Source organism: Chryseobacterium sp. CFS15 (genome assembly GCF_031118795.1).
Lineage (GTDB): Bacteria > Bacteroidota > Bacteroidia > Flavobacteriales > Weeksellaceae > Chryseobacterium > Chryseobacterium indoltheticum.
In genome coordinates this window covers 136,469-152,461 of record NZ_JAVHYL010000002.1, presented here as the reverse complement: position 1 = coordinate 152,461, position 15,993 = coordinate 136,469, and the positions used below count along the sequence as shown (strand labels likewise).

The following is a 15,993-nucleotide window of genomic DNA, read 5'->3' as shown; positions in this document are numbered from 1 at the left end:
TTCAAAGTTAAAAAATGCTCTATGAACTCCAACAAATCTTTTGGAAAATCATAAAATTCTTCTGTGCTAAATAAACTGAGTTGACCCATTGTTTTATTAACTTTTTTTATTACTTTTGACTATCCCACAATGGGAATTTTTCATCATTTGTGTTTTAAGCTTTCCCAACAGGAAAGCTTTTTACATTATCATGAAACATCAGGCATCCTTTGTTCCAGCTGTTGAATACTCATTTTTAAATTTGCGATAATCTCTTTTAGATGATTAAAATCTTCGGTATAAGGCTTATAGTCCTTTGGCAAAATACCCATTCTGTAATGCCATACTTCCAAAATATCCTCTAATGCGATTTCATAAGGCTCATAAAAGGAATTGTCCGCCAAAACTTTGATGTGCGTTTTCGTTCTTTCTACCAATGTTTTATAAGTGATTCCCTCTTGGGCTACGATAATATATGCACTCTCAGGTTTCATGTCCTCAAGACTTTCAACATATTCACCTATCAATACAGACTGATCAACAAAAGGCGGCATCGAATCTCCTTCCGCACTGAACGCTCTAAATTTTCCGTTTTTAAGAAACGGAAGCTGCATTTTCTGAAGGCTTTTGATAAATCCGATATCATTAAAACCTTTCAGATATCCCATGGAAGCTTTTTGGGGAACTATCTCAATATAGTTATTTCCTGTAGAATCCACTGTAATAGGTACAAGAATTTTATTGCCCGGCAAGTTGATCATCTCTTCGAGCTTATATTTTCTTACATCGACTGTAACAAGCAGGTCGATACTGATATTATAATACTTGGAGATGCGAACAAGTATCTCGATAGGAGGTTCCGATTTCCCATATTCGTAAGAAATATATCTTGATCGGGTTAAAATAAGTTCGTTAGCCAACTCATGTTGGGTCTTATTTTTTTTACCTCTCAAAAACACGATGTTATCTGAAAAAATTGACATTGTCGTAATTTATGACAACAAATATACAAATTTTGTTTCAAAACGTGACTAAGTTTGTACCATGGAAAGAGCGATAGTGCATATGGATCTGGATACGTTTTTTGTTTCCTGTGAACGGTTAAAAAACTCCGAACTGGAGAAAAAGCCTGTGATCATAGGAGGTGGAGACCGTGGTGTGGTAGCATCCTGCTCTTACGAAACAAGATTTTTCGGTGTACGAAGTGCGATGCCGATCAAGATGGCCTTAAGATTATGTCCCGAAGCAAGAGTCATCAAGGGTGACATGGATATGTACTCTAAAATGTCGCATTTGGTAACGGATGTAATCCAGGAAAAAGTACCTGTTTTGGAGAAAGCGAGCATCGATGAATTTTATCTCGATCTTTCAGGGATGGACAAATTTTTTGGTTGTTATCAGTGGACCAATGAAATCGTCGATGCGGTCACCAAAAATACAGGCTTACCGATAAGTTTTGCCCTGTCCACCAATAAAACGGTTGCAAAAATAGGCACCGGAGAATCTAAGCCTACGGGTAGATTTGAAATACAGCAGCAAAATATCAAACCTTTTTTAAATCCTCTTTCCGTTAAAAAGATTCCGATGGTTGGGAATGTTACTTTTCAGCTTTTATCGAGGCTTGGGGTAAGAACTATTCAGACTTTATCAGAAACACCTGTTGAAGTCCTTCATCAACTGATCGGAAAAAACGGAAGTGAACTTTGGAAAAAAGCCAATGGAATTGATGATACTCCGATTGTTCCTTATTCAGAAAGAAAATCAATTTCTACAGAAAATACCTTTTCCCAGGATACGATTGACGTTCAGAACCTGAGAAGTGTTTTATCTGGAATGGTCGAGCAATTGGCTTTTCAGCTTCGTCAGGAAAAATGGTTGACGTCAACCATCTCAGTAAAAATTAGATATTCCAATTTCGATACAGAGACCAAACAGTGCAGAATTCCTTACACTTCGGCAGACCATACTTTGCTCAAGTATGTGCTTGAACTTTTTAAAAAAGTCTATACCCGAAGAATGAGAATACGACTGATCGGTGTCAAGTTTACGGGTCTCGTTCACGGTTGCCATCAGATGGATCTTTTCGAAGACACCGAAGAACTGATTTCATTATACCAGACGATGGATAAAATCAAAAACAGGTTTGGAACCGCAAGCGTGGGCAGAGCGTCCGGGCTGCTACGATAAAAAATAAATATTATGTTTCTCAATTGTCATTCCTATCACAGCCTACGGTATGGAACCATTTCTATTCAGGATCTGGTGCAGCAGGCTGTGGATCAACAGGTGAAAATTTTAGCTCTAACGGATATCAATACCATTACAGGAATCTACGATTTCTTCAAACTCTGCAATGACCATAACATTAAACCTATTGTTGGAGTGGAAATCAGAGTCGAAAGTGAATTCTATTACATTTGCTTAGCTAAAAACCAGAAAAGTGTCGGGGAGATTAACCGATTATTGACCGATTACAATTGTGACGGAATTGAAATTCCAAAACACAATCCAATACTTAAAGATACCATTGTTATTTATCCATTGCATAATATTCCGGAAGTTTTGCAGGAACATGAGTTTGTCGGAATCAGATCTGAAGAATTGAACTATCTCGTGAAGCCTGATTTGAAAAAGCTGATGGATAAAATGGTCATCTTACAGCCTGTTACCTTCACAACCAAACTGGATTATAATCTCCACAAAATTTTAAGGGCGATTGACAATAATACATTGATCAGTAAATTAGGCGATCACGACTATTGCAGAGACACAGAAACATTTATTAATAAAAAAGAACTGCTGGATCAATACCATCACTATCCTCAAATCATACAAAACACAGCATATATTGTTGAACAGTGCAGCTTTGATTTTGATTTTTCAACTCCGAAAAACAAGCAGTATTACACAGACAGCCGCGAGAGCGATTTTAAACTGTTAACCCAACTTGCTTATGAAGGTCTGGAAACGAGATATGGAAAAGATCATCCTGAAGCTAAAGCAAGAGTTGAAAAAGAACTGGGAGTTATTGATCAGTTAAAATTCAGCGGTTACTTTCTGATCACCTGGGATGTTATACAATACAGCAACCGCATGGGTTTTATGCATGTGGGAAGAGGAAGCGGTGCCAACTCCATTGTCAGTTACTGTTTAGGAATTACAGATATCTGTCCTTTGGAACTGGATCTCTATTTTGAAAGGTTCCTTAACCTCAATAGGAAAACCCCTCCTGACTTTGATATCGACTGGAGCTGGCAGACCAGAGATACCATCCTTGAATATATTTTTACTAAATACGGTAAAGAGCACGTTGCTTTTTGTGGTACCAATGTAGAATTTAAGTACCGGTCCATTTTCAGGGAAGTCGGAAAAGCTTTCGGTTTACCGAAGGACGAATTGGATATTTTGGCTACAAAGTCAATGGATCAACATGATGACAATTCGGTGTTTAAATTGGTGCACAAATATGGTAAGCTTTTGGAAAAATTTCCGAATCAGAGAAGCATGCATTCGTGCGGAATTTTAATTTCGGAAGAACCAATTACTAATTTCACAGCATTGGAAATGCCTCCAAAAGGTTTTCCAATTGTCCAGTTCGATATGCATACGGCTGAGGACATCGGATTTGAAAAGTTTGACATTTTGTCCCAAAGAGGTCTTGGAACCATCAAGGATACCGTAGAACTCATTAAAGAAAAAAGAGGGATTACAGTAGATATTAAAGACACAACGATTTCAAAAAACGAAGAGAAATGCAATAGTTACCTCAGCATTGGAAAAACCATCGGCTGTTTTTATATTGAGAGTCCTGCGATGCGGGGATTGCTTAGAAGATTGAAATGTGAAGACTACAAAACACTGGTCGCTGCTTCATCCATTATCCGTCCCGGAGTTGCACAGAGTGGAATGATGAAGGAATATATTTTCCGACATAATAATCCTACAAAGTTCGAATACTTTCACGATGTATTTAAAGAAGAGCTGGGTGAAACCTATGGTATTATGGTGTATCAGGAAGACGTTATCAAAATTGCCCTGCATTTCGGAGGGTTGTCAGCAGCAGATGGTGATGTTTTAAGAAGAGCCATGAGTGGTAAAGGACGTTCACTATCCGCATTGCAGAAAGTAAAAGACCACTTTTTTGAGTCCTGTAGAGAATTGGGACATCCCGAACAACTGTCCAAAGAAGTCTATCGCCAGATCGAATCTTTTGCAGGATATTCCTTCTGTAAGGCGCACTCGGCTTCTTACGCTGTAGAAAGTTATCAGAGTTTATATCTGAAAGTCTACTACCCTATTGAATTCATGGTATGTGCCATCAACAATGGAGGTGGATTTTACAGGACGGAAGTTTACGTCCATGAAGCGAAAATGTCGGGAGCGACCATCAAGAATCCCTGCGTCAATCTCAGCGAATACCAAACCACCGTCTATGGAACTGATGTATATTTAGGTATAATGCATATCGAGAAAGTTGAGAGTAAAATCGCCATGATGATTCCTGAAGAAAGAAAAAATAATGGGGAGTATACTTCGCTGGAGAACTTTGTCAAAAGAATACCGATTGGAATTGAAACCCTGCAGATTCTCATTTTTATTGGAGCATTCAGATTTACCGGCAAACAGAAACATGAACTTCTGATTCAGGCAAGATTCCTGTTTGGAAATGACCAGTCAGCATTCAGACATCCCACTTTATTGGAGGAACCACAAAAAGAATATCAACTTCCAACCATTATCAGAAATCCTTTTGAAGATGCCTTTGATGAAATTGAGATTTTAGGATTTTCTGTATCATACAGTCCTTTTGATCTATTGCAGACCAAATACCGCGGCAGTGTAATGGCTAAAGACCTAGTGAAGCATCATAAGAAGCAGATCAAAATGCTCGCTTACCTTATTTCCAGGAAACATGTTCCTACAAAAAGAGGAGCCATGTTTTTCGGAACCTGGATCGACGCAGAGGGAGAATATTTTGATACGGCACATTTCCCGAACTGCCTTGAAGAATATCCGTTTCAGGGTGGAGGCTGCTATTTATTGTTGGGAACGGTTGAAGTGGATTTTCATTTTCCAACCATCACTATTCATAAAATGGCCAAGATGCCCTTCATTCCCGATCCAAGGTATTCTATGGATAAAGAAAAGTCGCTGGAAGCAGCAAGAACACTTCACGAAGATGTCAGCATGACACAAAGAAAACCTTATCAGCAGGAACATGAAATCGGTCTACCGAGACAGAAAATGATTTAGAATAGAAAATATACTCAAAAATAAAAATCTCTTACATGAAACTCAAAGCTACCATCGTTGATGAAACAAGTCCCGATCATAATTCCGTCATCGTAAGTTTCGAGGGTGATAAAAACAAAAAGCATTTTGAGATCAAATGTTCTTTCAACCCATATGTCCATAAAATGAGAAAGTGGGACAGTTGGGAACTGACGATTACATGGGATAGTGAAATTTACACAGATGAGAAGACAGGTCAAAAATCGTATTTCACCTATCTTCTTTGTGACAAAGCTATCGAAATCAATTCTCCTTACGGTAAAAAAGATTAGGAGATTGTAGTTTAATGCACTACCGTAAGGTATAAACTAACCACGATTAACTCAAATTTATCAGTTCCCCTTTAAGGCCAAATACTTCCCCAAGTTACCATTCTTTTTTTCCTTCATTCAATCCTGCTACATTCGATGTTAAATACATATTTAACATCATGGAAGATATTACAAATACTCAAAACCCCGACCCTTCTTTAATCAATATCCTGCTTGTTTTAAATCCGAAAACCAATAAGATTGAAGCAGTAAAAACTATTGATGACAAGGGAAATTTGAAGACAGTTCCCAATACAGAAAGAAATCAAAATCAATTTTTGAAAATTGATAAGCAAGGCGATCTGTTCTCTAACTTTTTTTCCAACTTTTTAAGTCAACTTAAAAATCCTTCTTTATTCAACTTTTTCAAAATCCCTCTCAACGAGTCGAAAGAAATCGGAAAACAAATTCAACATCACCTTCAAAATCCAAGTACGGAAGGCGAAGAATTTCTAAATACCTATAAAATTCTAAAACAAAATACCAACATTATGAGTACTACCCCATTATCAGAAAAAGAATATCAATATTCTGCTGATCAGATTGACTGGAATATCATGTCCAAATTTGGCTTAACCCAAGAAAAGCTCGAAAAAGTGAATGCATTAGATCCTTTATTAAAAGGATTTAAAACCAATGGTCTCGTTCCAGTAACCATCAAGCTAGGAAATACCGTTACCAGAATCGATGCCCGCCTTTCTCTACAGACCAATGACACCGGTGAAGTACTTGTCAATCTGCACGGAATCAGAAAAGAGCCCAATTTCAACTTTAAATTCTTAGGTCATGAATTTACCGCCGAAGACAAGAAAAACTTGATGGATACCGGAAACATGGGAAGGATTGTAGATCTTGTAAACCCTAAAACAGATGAGATTATCCCCTCCATCATAAGTCGTGATAAATTAACCAATGAGCTCATCGCTTACCGTGCAGAATACATGAAGATTCCTGACGAAATTAAAGGAATAAAACTGGATGATGCTCAAAAGCAAACCTTGCAGGAAGGCAAACCACTTTATCTGGAAGGAATGATTTCTACAAAAGGAGAACCATTTGATGCAACTGTACAGTTTAACGCGGATAAAAAATATGTTGAGTTTTTATTCGATAATAGCGCTCACCATCAACAGCCACAAAGCACTCAGCAAAATCAATCTTCTGAGGTCCCCAGAACATTCAGAGGAAAAGATCTCACTAATGAACAGTACGATCAGTTCAAAGCAGGTCAGACCATTTATATCGATGGGCTTGTTGACAAAAAAGATCAAAAATATCAGGGTTATATCACCTTAAATAAAGAATCAGGCAAAGTTGATTTTTCCTTTCAAAACCCTAATAAAGTTAAAGAACAGGCACAACCGACAGATGCTCACAAAACACAGGTTGCGGTCAATTCAGAAGGGAAAACCAATGAGGCGACAAAGAAAATCAAGGAGCCTCTACAGTCAAGACAGCAAGCACCCAAAAATAAAAAACAGCAGGAAAACCAGGAAAAACCGAAAGTACCTACTAAAACCAGAGGACGAAAAATATAAGAATTCAATCTAAAGTACATTCTAACCATGTTTAAAATAATCAATAAAAATCTATTATGAGACTGGTACTAGCAGAAAAACCAAGCGTTGCAAGGGAAATTGCCCAGCTATTAGGCGCTTCGGAAAAAAGAGAAGGTTATCTTGAAGGCAACGGGCACATGGTAACATGGGCTTTCGGACACTTAGTTGGATTAGGGATGCCTGAAGATTTTGGAATTTCGGGATTTCAAAAAGAAGCTCTTCCGATATTGCCTAAACCCTATATGCTCACTGTTCGTAAGATCAAGAAAGAGAAAGGATACATTAGTGATCCCGCAGCATTAAAACAACTGAAAGTCATCAAGAAACTTTTCGATGTTTGTGACAGCATTATTGTTGCTACAGACGCAGGACGAGAGGGTGAACTGATCTTCCGATATATATATAATTATCTCAAATGCACCAAACCATTTAAACGGTTATGGATCAGTTCACTCACTGAAAATGCGATCAAAAAAGGATTTGAAAACTTAAAACCCGGAAACCAATTTGATAGTTTATTTCAGTCCGCTCAGAGCAGAAGCCGTGCGGACTGGTTGGTGGGGATTAATGCGACGCAGGCTTTAACTTTAGTTGTCGGTGACGGAATGTATTCTTTAGGCAGAGTGCAGACCCCGACATTGGAACTGATTTGCAGACGATATCTGGAAAATAAAAATTTCGAAGTTGAGGAATACTGGCAGATCGAACTATTACACACCAAGGATTTCGTTGAATTTACAAGTATTTCACAAATCAAAGTGAACGGTCAAAAACAGGCCGAAGATATATTAAAAGCTATTGAAAGAAATACCAATACAGCATCTATTACAAAGGTTGAGAGGAAGAACATAACAGAGCAAGCTCCTCTGCTCTTTGATCTTACCGGCCTGCAAAAGGAAGCCAATAAAAAACTGAACTTTTCTGCGGAAGAAACATTAAACATTGTCCAAAGTTTATATGAAAAAAAATTCATCACCTATCCGCGAACAGGCAGCAAATACATTCCTGAAGATGTATGGGATGAGATTCCCGATCTTATCAGAACTTTACAGAAAAAAGAATCTATGACGCAAAAAGTCAGTCAGATAAAATGGGGGACTTTTAACAAGCGTATTGTCAATAACCTTGGAGTTACCGATCACCATGGACTGCTTACTACTGAAAAACTTCCTTCCGCACTATCTGTCAAGGAAAACGCTATATATGACATGATCGCTTGTCGATTACTGGAAGCTGTTTCGCAACCTTGTTTAAAGGAAATCACCGATATTATCCTTCAGGCTTTGCACTACGATTTTGTAATAAAAGGGTGTAAAATTGTAGAAATAGGATGGCGTTCAATTCAGGGAAATTCTTCTGACACTACAGAACACCTTCAGGAACTTCCTGAATTAAAAGAAGGTGCTGAACTTAAAATAAAATCTTCTAAAATATTGGAGAAGCAGACTCAACCTCCGGTTCTTTACACAGAGGCTGGACTACTTTCAGCCATGGAAAGTGCCGGAAAACAACTGGAAAATAAGAAAGAACAACAAGTCTTAAAAAACATTGGAATTGGTACACCGGCGACACGGGCTTCGATCATTGAGACTTTGTTCAGCAGAAATTACATTAAGCGGGAAAAGAAATCACTGATTCCGACTGAAAAGGGATTACAGGTTTATCATCTCATTAAAGATAAAAAAATTGCCAATGTAGCAATGACCGCTGAATGGGAATTGGCCATGCAAAAGATTGAAAGCAATGAGCTCAGTGCTTTAGATTTTCAGAAACAAATAGAGATATATACTGCTTCGATTACCCATGAATTGTTACAGACAACTATTGAAAGGGAAAACCTTCCAAAACTTCAATGTCCAAAATGTAAAAGCCAGCAGCTGACCATCAATGATAAAATCGTTAAATGTCCTGACCAAGTCTGCAATTGGATGCAATTCAGAAATATTTGCGGAATTCAGTTAAATATCATTGATATTGAAAGCCTAATCAACAAAGGTAAAACCTCATTGATTAAAGGAATGAAGAGCAAAAGCGGAAAAAAATTCAATGCTTTCATAGTTCTCGACCATGACAACAAATCCATATTTGAAATAAAAAGTTAGTATTAAGTACTATCTTTTTAATTTTTAAAATATTATCATTCAGCCCCATACTCTGGCATATAGCTATTGGTCAGAATATTATTTACACTTTCATGAAAGTTTTCCGGATAATTGTCGAAAACAAAATCTAAAACATCTCGATTAAGTTTGGAAAAAATTACCTCTCCAAAATCTTTCTGATGAAATTTAGTCATTATTTCATCTTCGTACCAATCCCTGAAATTTTGATAGTTATCTTGGGGACTATCTTCAATTTCATCTAAGATACGTCGCAGAGATTGTTCATTAGCTGCTACATTACGAAATTTTTTAACTAATTTCCTAGCCGAAAAAAGTATACCGGAGTTGTTATATCTTTTATAAAGTTGGAAAACATTAATATTACCATGCTCTGGCGCTAAATCTTGGAAATCTTCATCCCCAATTAATTGCTTCCAAACATAAGAATTTCGATCGGCATGTAATTTTAAAGAGATTGCTTGGACTACTTCTCCAAAAGCATCCATTATAGGTACAAACTTCATATCATTTTTAAATCCTGAGATATATGGATTCAAATGGAGTTCATCCGAAAAATGTATTTCCCCCTTGTTAGCTGAGTTGCAATTATAGTCGGTTGGTACAAGATTAAATACAGACAAAGACAACAATGGATGAGTAGCCTTGTCAAAAAAATGGTCTAATTGATGCTGGTCAGCAATTTTACCAGTTTCATCATTTGTACTGTATAATGCACTAGTCATGTTGCAATAAGGACAATAATTAGTAATGTTCTTTTCGTGAAAAAACTGTCTAATCTTTATTCCGATCTCACTATCATATAAGAAAGCATTTTTTAGGATATTAATATATATTTCTGAGTTTATCCTATAATTATTTAAGAGCGTAGTATTTTTAGTAAATAAATTTTCAGGTGCACAAATTAACAGATCATTCAAAGAATCATTCGTATCATCCAGTAAATAATCGAGAAAAATTAAAAGTGGATCAAGATCTATATGATTAATTCTAAAACCTGTTGTATATGTTAATAATGTATTTTTATATTTCGCTACGACAAGATCATCTATACTAATTTTACTATCTCTGATTAGATCGATAATATGTTTAGTACTGTGTTTGGCTTTAGCCATTTCATTATCATTAATATTATTAGGATCTATTAAATGACTAACCGAATATTTTAAGTATTTTATGCGTTTAATGACATCATCTTTGACCTTTAACAAATAGTCATTCTTGAATTCTTCAATATTACTTATTTGTATTTTGATCATCTTGTCTTTTTTTAAAGTTTTCCAGACTTACTTTTAAAAAGGAGTCACCCACCATTTCAAATATTTGACCATCAATATGATTAGTTTTTTTAACTTTAATATTTTCTATTGACTCAGCAATTTTATTTTCAGCATGTTTACCTATCAATGTACCTTTGAGAAAGAAACTATCCGCAAGCAACTCATTAATATTTGCTGCAAAAGTTTGAGAATCTGGTATTTTAGGAACAGTTCTTTTCTTTTTATCAGAATCCAGCAGCATAATATTATTACTTGGTATATCTGAGAGAATAAAAGGCGAATGGGTAAGTAGAATTATATTTATTGATTCTATACCCCTTTGACCACCAATATAAAAACGTTCAAATTCTTTAAGCAAATCTGCAATGAATCGCCTCTGATAATCCGGGTGAAAATAGAGCTCGATTTCATCGTAGATAATATTAACATTTTTATATTTAAGTCTATCTCCTTTTCCTAGATGTGCTGACTGAATATTGTTGAGGTGGTAAATTACAGATTGAATTGTATGTACCAATTGCTGCTCGCCAGAACTTAAAGCACTAAAGAGGTAATCTGCACCAACCCCATTAGTTAACTTAAAATCGATATCAAATAACGACGGAGGAAGATATTCCATAACATCTCTGCCTTTTATATTACCCATCCATTCCATTAAATCTTGTAAAGTAAGCTCAAATTTTATAATAGATCGTCTATCTACTTGATCTTTCAAAATCTTAAAAGCATTATCAATACCAGTCAGTGATCTTTTGATGAAATTAATGGTTTGCTTTAATTTATATGTTACATGACTTCTATCATTTTTTAGTAATTCGAAAAATTCATCATTTTCTATATGTTTAGTATTGGCTGAAAAATGATATCCTTTTCCAAACCAAGGATATTTCTCTGGTATTGAATCAATTTTCTTAATCAAATAGTTGCTTACAATTTGTTTTAAAGGAAAATCCCCATTAAATGCAATTAGTTCCTCTTCACTTAGGTATGATGCTAAAAAAGTATCCAACATATTTAAATCACGAGCTTTACCAGACATTTTGTTAAGTCTGAATCTCACTCTTTTTGGAACTAAATCAACTTTACGCCAGTCTAAAGTAAAAATAACCTTCTCAATGAAGTGATTTTCTGCAATGTATATTCTATCATTTTTACCGCTTGTGTATTCCTGAAGCTTGTTAGTCAGCAATCGATATTTTGCAAAGTTAATTTCAGAATTTATATTAAAATTTCCATCAGTCCTCATCGGACTTATTACAATAGGAGTTTTATATCCATCATTTTTATGAAATAATGAAATAATCCAATCTCCAATATGTAATGAGTTCAGCGCATAATGCGAGTAGTTGATAGCAATTGTATAAAAAAAATAATCTCCAAAATCATTTGCACTTGGACTCACTTTCTTGCGCTTAGCAGTTAAATTGTTTAAATTGGAAATAGATATAACTGTACATCTTAGTTTACCATTTTTGTCCGAATTTATTTGAAGGCAGTAAAATTGGCTGTCAATCTCATAGAAGATTTCAGCTTTTAACTTTCGACTAATTTCCTTAATTTCATTTTGCTGATTAATAATTGTTTTTAACTGGGAATTAATATTTGTAGTAGCTTCCTCTATATCATTTTCACGTCTGGTAAGATCATTAATCTTTGTTTTTAAGGACTCAAAACCTTTTAAATTAATTCTATCAACACTTTTTATTTCCGTTACTATTTCATTTCTGTATTCAATAACTTTTGAACGTTGCTTATCCTGCTCTAAAAGCTGTTTTTTAAGCTTATCAGAACGGCCTTCTAAACTTTTAACGCTATGATCTAATATGTTGTGGTTTGAGCAATACAGAAAGACAGATACAAAAAAGAGCTCAATCAATGAACTTTTTCCACTTCCATTTTTCCCCGCAATAGCTGAAATATTAACCTCCAGATCATGACCATCAGCAGTTTGAATGTTGTAGATTTCAGGTGGTGCTGGAGTACAAGAGATATACTGAACACTGTCATTTGCAGAATAGTCAATTATTTCTTTTGAAATGCTATGAAACTTGTAGTTATTATAGAGCGGGTAGATTTGACCAGCAGTTAAATTTTTTAAAAATCTTTTATCACAGCCTGTTAATGGTCTAATGGCTATTAATTTAAACTTTGACATCTTTTGTCTATTTTTGAGTAATAATGATAAGGAATATCATTATTGAAAATGGTTATTTTACTTTCAAATGTAATCATATTTTATTTAAAATAACAATAACTATTGTAACAAATGTTGTAAATCAGGATCATTTTTAATACGATCCATTTCACTTTCAATGATGATGACGATGTCCCTTCTAATTTGCTTATAATTTGCTTCAATATCCATTTTCATAGTATCCTCACCTTCTTCATTGACAAACGATACAATATCGGGTATTTTCTGATAGGCTTTTGTTTCAGAAACCACTCTCTCATTATCCACCACAATCTCAGCATGAAACATTTTCTGTTCAATCCTCTCATCAAAATTATCCGACACCGCGCCCACAAAAATTCCCTGTGTCAAAGTAGAAATCTTTGAAGCCGGGATCAGACTATCTAATTGAGTAGATATGGAAGTTGAAGTATCATTTTTATTAATCGTCATACTCTGGCGTTTCTGCAGGACTTTTCCAAATCTTTCTGATAGACTTTTTGCGGTCTCACCAACAACCTGCCCACTAAAAATATTACCTACGGTGTTCTGAATCACTTTACTTTCCTTGTCTCCATAATCTCTAGTCAACTGAGAAAAATCCTGAAATCCCAGACACACTGCTACTTTATTACTCCTTGCGGTTGCAATCAGATTATCCAGTCCTCTGAAATAAATGGTGGGCAACTCATCAATGATCACCGAACTCTTTAATTGTCCTTTCTTATTGATCAGTTTTACAATCCTCGAATTGTATAAACCTAACGCTGCAGAATAAATATTCTGCCTGTCCGGATTGTTGCCCACACACAATATTTTGGGTTCTTTAGGGTTGTTGATATCTAAAGAAAAATCATCACCGGTCATCACCCAGTACAGCTGTGGAGAAATCATTCTCGATAAAGGAATTTTAGCAGAAGCAATCTGTCCCTGTAACTGATCCTGTGCTCCACCCTGCCATGCATCCATAAACGGAGAAAGATAATTTTCCAGATCTGGATACGAAGTCAATATGGTAAATACATCCGAGTACTTTTTGTTCAGCAGTTCGATAGCGTGTGGGAATGTACAGTATTTCCCATTTTCAAAAATCTTTAAAAACCAGATAATAGCAGCTAATAGAATAATCGGTGATTCGACAAAGAAGTCACCCTGCTTCTGGATCCAACTCCGATTCAGATTTAACATTATAGTATATGCTGCTTCATACGCATCAGAAATATCTGTCATAAAATCAGGATTGAGCGGATTACAGCGATGACTTTTTCTCGGATCATCAAAATTAATCACATAGAATTGAGGCTTTACTTTGTATCCATCACTGTGCTTTAGAAGATGATTGTACGCAATTGTTGAAAGATCATCGAACTTAAAATCATAGATGTACATGGAAAATCCTTTTTCAATCTGTTGTTTGATATAATTATTGACAATCGCATAAGACTTCCCAGAGCCGGGTGTTCCTAAAACAATGGTGGCCCTGAACGGATTGACAATATTGATCCAGCCATTATTCCATTTTCCTTTGTAGTAAAACTTTGTCGGCAGATTGACCGAATATTCATTCTCCATCAATTTAGTTTCCTGCATGAAGCTTTCATTCTCGTTATTAAAAACATCTTCCATCAGGTTATTGCTCAAAAGTCTGCTCATCCATAAACCCGCCATGAGTAAGATAATATATCCTACTGAAAGAGAAAAAATATAAAAGAAATGACCGAGAATAGGTGCATGTAGCAGAGGGTAATTGAAAAAATATAAGATGAGACCTATCCCCATAGCCAGATTAATTTTAGACCAGGTAATTTTTTCATTTTTCACACCTTTCGTTCCCAAACAGCTTAAGGCCAGCAAGACCAATGCAAATAACTTCGTATAAATGGGATGAGAAAACAATCCGGCAGTTTTTTGGAAGTTATACAGAATCTTATTGATGATTTCCAGCGTCCATCCCCTATCAAGAAAAAATGCAAAGCAGTACCAATAGAAATGCATCAGAATTATCAATATACTGACTGCTCGCATAAATGCCATGATCTTGGCCAAACCCCTTAAGTCGTCTTCTCCCTGCATAAATTTATTATTTGAATAAGAAATAGAACGAATATAAATCCTCTACGATGTCATTCTTCTAAACAGAAGTTACCGTCTTTAATTGGCTTCATTTGGCACTCATCAGAATGTATATTTTGCAAGCGATGGTATAGATCATTTTAGGAAGATTGATTAAATTTGTTTGTTTAAGAAAAGTATGATGGAACCAATACAAGCTACCTACAATGAACTGCTGAAGACGATCGGATCAACAATTGAGACGGCAAGACAGAATGCTGTCAAAGCCGTTAATCATGAGCTGGTCAAAGCAAATTGGGAAATTGGCAGGCACATCGTAGAGTTTGAACAGTTGGGAGAGGAACGTGCAGAGTATGGAAGTAACCTATTGTCAAACCTTTCCAAAGATTTAAAGCAGCGTTTTGGCAAAGGATTTGGCAGGCGGAACATTCTTGATATGCGCAGATTTTATCTGGCCTATCAAAAATGGCAGGCAGTGCCTGCCAAATTAAGCTGGACTCACATTGTCACTTTGCTGGGGGTTTCAGATGATCATGCAAGAAAATTTTATGAAAAGCAGACCGTTCTAGAAAACTGGGGCTACCGGGAACTGGACCGACAAATTAACTCAGCCCTGTTTGAACGTTTGGCATTGAGTAAAGATAAAGAAGGCGTCCTTCAGCTAGCCGAAAAAGGACATCTTATCACCGACTCTACTGAAGCGATAAAAGATCCCTATATTTTAGATTTTCTTAAACTGCCGCAGAGTCATCAGGTGACAGAAAAGGCTCTGGAGCAAAAAATCATTGACAACTTGCAGATGTTCCTTCTTGAACTGGGAAAAGGTTTTGCCTTTGTGGGAAGACAATACAAAATATCACTTCGCAACAGACATTTTTACATTGATCTTGTTTTCTACCACCGAATTCTCAAATGCTTTGTATTGATCGATTTAAAAATAAAACAGGTTGAACACAATGATATCGGGCAGATGAATCTTTATCTCAATTACTTTAAAGCTGAAGAAAATGTAGAAGATGACAATGAGCCTATCGGCATTATCCTTTCAGCAGAGAAAGATGAAGTATTGGTGGAATATGCTACAGGTGGAATCTCCAACAAAATTTTTGTCTCAAAATACCAATTATATCTGCCTGATAAAAAAGAACTTCAAAACAAAGTCCAGGCAATCTTAGAAAAAGAGGGTTAGCTAAATCTTGTTTGCGG

Annotated in this window: 10 protein-coding genes; 6 read left to right on the top strand and 4 right to left on the bottom strand. The window is 35.9% G+C overall.

The genetic code is table 11. The annotated features are described in order from the left end of the window. Nucleotides 1-188: 188 nt before the first annotated feature. The gene (locus tag OH814_RS03490) at nucleotides 189-962 is read right to left on the bottom strand and encodes a LexA family transcriptional regulator (protein WP_308827115.1); all 774 of its coding nucleotides are present in this window, start codon (nucleotides 960-962) and stop codon (nucleotides 189-191) included. A gap of 61 nt (nucleotides 963-1,023) precedes the next feature. Between OH814_RS03490 and dinB the strand changes: the two genes are divergently transcribed. The 5 genes from dinB (at nucleotide 1,024) to OH814_RS03465 (ending at nucleotide 9,243) form a co-directional block, all read left to right on the top strand. After that, nucleotides 1,024-2,166, top strand: a complete 1,143-nt coding sequence (dinB, locus tag OH814_RS03485; RefSeq protein ID WP_308827114.1) for a DNA polymerase IV — start codon at nucleotides 1,024-1,026, stop codon at nucleotides 2,164-2,166. 12 nt (nucleotides 2,167-2,178) lie between these two features. Then, complete coding sequence (locus OH814_RS03480) at nucleotides 2,179-5,232, top strand: DNA polymerase III subunit alpha (protein ID WP_308827113.1); 3,054 nt, start codon at nucleotides 2,179-2,181, stop codon at nucleotides 5,230-5,232. A 35-nt stretch (nucleotides 5,233-5,267) separates the two neighbouring features. Then, the gene (locus OH814_RS03475) at nucleotides 5,268-5,543 is read left to right on the top strand and encodes a hypothetical protein (RefSeq protein WP_308827112.1); all 276 of its coding nucleotides are present in this window, start codon (nucleotides 5,268-5,270) and stop codon (nucleotides 5,541-5,543) included. Nucleotides 5,544-5,698: 155 nt separating this feature from the next. Beyond that, nucleotides 5,699-7,120 carry a DUF3945 domain-containing protein gene (locus OH814_RS03470; protein WP_374990550.1) on the top strand — a complete coding sequence of 474 codons (1,422 nt, stop codon included), beginning with the start codon at nucleotides 5,699-5,701 and terminating at the stop codon, nucleotides 7,118-7,120. 56 nt (nucleotides 7,121-7,176) lie between these two features. Continuing rightward, entirely contained in the window at nucleotides 7,177-9,243 is a 2,067-nt protein-coding gene (locus tag OH814_RS03465) for a DNA topoisomerase 3 (RefSeq protein ID WP_308827110.1), read from the top strand. A 35-nt stretch (nucleotides 9,244-9,278) separates the two neighbouring features. On the opposite strand, the gene OH814_RS03460 is transcribed toward OH814_RS03465, so the two are convergent. From OH814_RS03460 to mobC, 3 genes are all read right to left on the bottom strand, one after another. After that, nucleotides 9,279-10,520 (bottom strand): hypothetical protein, encoded by a 1,242-nt coding sequence (locus OH814_RS03460; RefSeq protein WP_308827109.1) that lies wholly within the window; start codon nucleotides 10,518-10,520, stop codon nucleotides 9,279-9,281. After that, nucleotides 10,498-12,696, bottom strand: a complete 2,199-nt coding sequence (locus tag OH814_RS03455) for a hypothetical protein (protein ID WP_308827108.1) — start codon at nucleotides 12,694-12,696, stop codon at nucleotides 10,498-10,500. The genes OH814_RS03460 and OH814_RS03455 overlap by 23 nt, the downstream gene beginning before the upstream one ends. Before the next feature lie 99 nt (nucleotides 12,697-12,795). After that, complete coding sequence (gene mobC, locus OH814_RS03450) at nucleotides 12,796-14,787, bottom strand: conjugal transfer protein MobC (RefSeq protein WP_308827107.1); 1,992 nt, start codon at nucleotides 14,785-14,787, stop codon at nucleotides 12,796-12,798. Between the two features lie 181 nt (nucleotides 14,788-14,968). Here mobC and OH814_RS03445 point away from each other — a divergent pair, with 181 nt between their 5' ends. After that, a complete protein-coding gene (locus OH814_RS03445) occupies nucleotides 14,969-15,976 on the top strand; it encodes a PDDEXK nuclease domain-containing protein (protein WP_308827106.1) in 1,008 nt (335 codons plus the stop codon). Nucleotides 15,977-15,993: the final 17 nt, after the last annotated feature.